Genomic DNA, 3,124 nt, shown 5'->3' with positions numbered 1-3,124 from the left:
CCCAACAGCCCCGCCGCCAGCGCCCCCGCCAGCCGACGGTGGCGCCACGCGCGCGAAAAGGAGCCGAGGATCTGCTGCACGCGGGTGCCTTTCAATGGGCCGTTCGATGGGCCGTTCGGACCGGCCGGTGGGCGCCACCCTAGGCACCGTGCCGGGGGATGGCAATCGGTGCGGGCGGGCGCCCGGGGCCGGCCTGACCCGAAGGTGATCGCCCGCGCGCGCGCCCCGCCTCACATGTTGGGATAGTTCGGCCCGTCGCCGCCCTGCGGGGTGACCCAGTGGATGTTCTGGCTGGGGTCCTTGATGTCGCAGGTCTTGCAGTGCACGCAGTTCTGATAGTTGATCACGAAGCGCGGCGCGCGGCCCGCCTCCTGCACCACCTCGTAGACGCCGGCGGGGCAGTAGCGCTGCGCGGGCTCGGCGTATTTCGGCAGGTTGACCTCGATGGGGACCGCCGGGTCCTTCAGCGTCAGATGCGCGGGCTGGCCCTCGGCGTGGTTGGTGAAGCTGTAGGCCACGTTCGTCAGCCGGTCGAAGCTGAGGACCCCGTCGGGCTTGGGATACTCGATGGGCGCGTGCCTGTCGGCCGGTTCGGTCGCCGCGGCATCGGTGGAGTGGTGCTTCAGCGTGCCCAGCGGGTTCCACCCCGTCAGGTTCGCCACCCACATGTCGAAGCCCCCCAGCGTCAGCGAGGCCGCAAGCCCGCGGTGCGACCACAGCGGCTTGATGTTGCGCACCGGCTTGAGGTCGCGGCCCACCGGGCCGTGCTTGAGCTCGTGGTCATAGTCGGCCAGCACGTCGCCTTCGCGGCCCTCTGCCAGCGCCTTCGCCGCGGCCTCGGCCGCCGCGATGCCCGACAGCATGGCGTTGTGGTTGCCCTTGATGCGCGGCACGTTCACGAGGCCCGCCGAACAGCCCAGCAACGCGCCGCCCGCGAACGCCGTCTGCGGGATCGCCTGCCAGCCGCCCTCGCTGACGGCGCGGGCGCCATAGGCGATGCGCTTGCCGCCCTTGAGCAGCTCGGCCACCATCGGGTGGTGCTTGAAGCGCTGGAATTCGCCATAGGGGAACAGGTGCGGGTTGATGTAGTTCAGGTGCACGACCATGCCGACGTACACCTGGTTGTTGTCGATGTGATAGATGAAGCCACCGCCGCCGGCGTTGCGCTCCAGCGGCCAGCCCATGGTGTGGATGACCCGGCCGGGCCGGTGCTTTTCGGGATCGATCTCCCAGATCTCCTTCATGCCCAGGCCGTATTTCTGGGGTCCGGAGTCGCGGCGCAGGTCCAGCCGTTCGATCACCGACTTCGACAGATGCCCGTGCGCACCCTCGGCCAGGAAGACATACTTGCCGTGCAGCTCCATCCCCGGCTCGTAGCCCGGGCCGGGGGTGCCGTCGGGGGTCTTGCCGAACTCGCCGGCGACGACACCCTTGACCCGGTCGCCGTCCCACACGACCTCCGAGCAGGCCATCCCGGCAAAGATCTCCACGCCCAGCGCCTCGGCCTGTTCGCCCATCCAGCGGCAGACATTGGCCATCGACACGACATAGGTGCCGTGGTTGTTCATCAGCGGCGGCGTGATCCAGTTGGGCACCCGCAGCATCCCGGCTTCGCCCAGGATATAGAAGGCGTCCGAGGTCACGGGCACATCCAGCGGCGCGCCCTTGTCCTGCCAGTCGGGGATCAGGCGGTTCAGGCCGACCGGGTCCAGCACAGCGCCCGACAGGATGTGCGCGCCGATCTCGGAGCCCTTCTCCAGCACCACCACCGAGATGTCGGGGTCGATCTGCTTGAGCCGGATCGCCGCGGACAGACCCGCGGGCCCGCCGCCCACGATCACCACGTCGTACTCCATCGCCTCGCGTTCGATCTCGGTCATGGCCGCTCCGAATGGCTGGGGGTGGGGCGCCCGGTTGTCTGAACCGATCCGGACCTGTGCCCACGCAACATCCTGTCGGAGGTAGCCCCCCCGCCGTGCGGGGTCAATCGGTGCCACCCCCGGTGCCGGGCCCCCTGCGGCAATTCGCGTGCCGCCCGGGCTCCGGCGCGGCCGGGCGGCAGACCCCTTGCATTCGGCGTCGCCCTCGCCCAACCTTGGGTCAACGACAGGCAACGGGCCCGGCGCAGGCTGTGGGCTCCAAATGGGTATGTGTGCAGGCGATGGAAAAGATCCCGATGACCCGCGCGGGGTTCACCGCGCTCGATGAAGAACTGCGCGATCTGAAGTCGCAGCAGCGCCCCGCCGTCATCCGCGCCATCGCCGAGGCGCGCGAGCATGGCGATCTGTCGGAGAACGCCGAGTACCACGCCGCGCGCGAAAAGCAGAGCTTCATCGAGGGCCGCATCCGCGAGCTGGAATCGATCATCGGCCGGGCCGAGGTCATCGACCCCGCCACCCTGTCCGGCGCCATCAAGTTCGGTGCCACCGTCACCGTCATCGACGAGGACACCGAGGAAACCCACACCTATACCATCGTCGGCGAGGTCGAGGCGGCGATCGAGCAGGGGCTGCTGAACATCCGCTCGCCGCTGGCCCGCGCCCTGATCGGCAAGGAAGAGGGCGACAGCGTCGAGGTCACCACCCCCCGCGGTGCCCGCAGCTACGAGGTGGTCAGCATCGCCTATCGCTGAGGTCCGGTCCGGCGCCGCCACGCCGCCCCATCGGAAGGACGGGCAATGGACGACCCCACGGCCACGCCGCACGCCCCGCCCCGCTTCGGCGCCGCCGAGGCGGTGGCGACGGCGGTCAGCGTGCTGTGGCTGATCGGCGCGGCGGTGGTGGCGCTGGGCAACGGTGATGCGGATGGCCCGCTGTGGGCGCTCGGGCTGGTGGCCGGGCTGGTGCCGGTGGCGCTGGTGTGGGTGGCGGTCGTGCTGTTGCGCACCGCGCGGTCCCTGCGCGCCGAGGCCGCACGCCTGCATGCCACGCTGGATGCGGTGCGCCAGGCCGGCCAGGCCGGTCGCCAGTCCGAGCCCCGCCCCGCCCCCTCGCCACCGCTGGAGCGGCGCCTCGATGAGCTGATGGCGGCACAGGCGCGGCTGGAGGCCGCGCTGGCCCGCGCGATGCAGCCCGCCGCCGCCCCGGGAGGTTCCGAGGCGCGGGGATTTTCCGAGGCGTCCGCC

General features: G+C 70.7%; 2 protein-coding genes and 1 pseudogene. 2 read left to right on the top strand and 1 reads right to left on the bottom strand.

Features of this window, described 5'->3' with window-relative positions:
* Window positions 1-230: 230 nt before the first annotated feature.
* Window positions 231-1,880 carry an electron transfer flavoprotein-ubiquinone oxidoreductase gene (locus CCR87_RS00495; RefSeq protein WP_201155378.1) on the bottom strand — a complete coding sequence of 550 codons (1,650 nt, stop codon included), beginning with the start codon at window positions 1,878-1,880 and terminating at the stop codon, window positions 231-233.
* A 281-nt stretch (window positions 1,881-2,161) separates the two neighbouring features.
* Between CCR87_RS00495 and greA the strand changes: the two genes are divergently transcribed.
* Together greA and CCR87_RS00485 are read left to right on the top strand one after the other, a co-directional pair.
* A complete protein-coding gene (gene greA, locus CCR87_RS00490) occupies window positions 2,162-2,632 on the top strand; it encodes a transcription elongation factor GreA (protein ID WP_201155377.1) in 471 nt (156 codons plus the stop codon).
* A gap of 45 nt (window positions 2,633-2,677) precedes the next feature.
* Window positions 2,678-3,124, top strand: a pseudogene (locus CCR87_RS00485) (hypothetical protein); the annotation flags it as partial.

Source organism: Rhodobaculum claviforme, assembly GCF_016653255.1.
Taxonomy (GTDB): Bacteria; Pseudomonadota; Alphaproteobacteria; order Rhodobacterales; family Rhodobacteraceae; genus Rhodobaculum; species Rhodobaculum claviforme.
The sequence above is the reverse complement of the archived record's forward strand: the minus strand, read 5'-3'. Positions and strand labels throughout refer to the sequence as shown.

Excerpts from the sequence above, each read along its gene's own strand:
- greA (WP_201155377.1), top strand. The coding sequence starts at position 2,162 with ATGGAAAAGATCCCGATGACCCGCGCGGGGTTCACCGCGCTCGATGAA.
- CCR87_RS00495 (WP_201155378.1), bottom strand. The coding sequence starts at position 1,880 with ATGACCGAGATCGAACGCGAGGCGATGGAGTACGACGTGGTGATCGTG.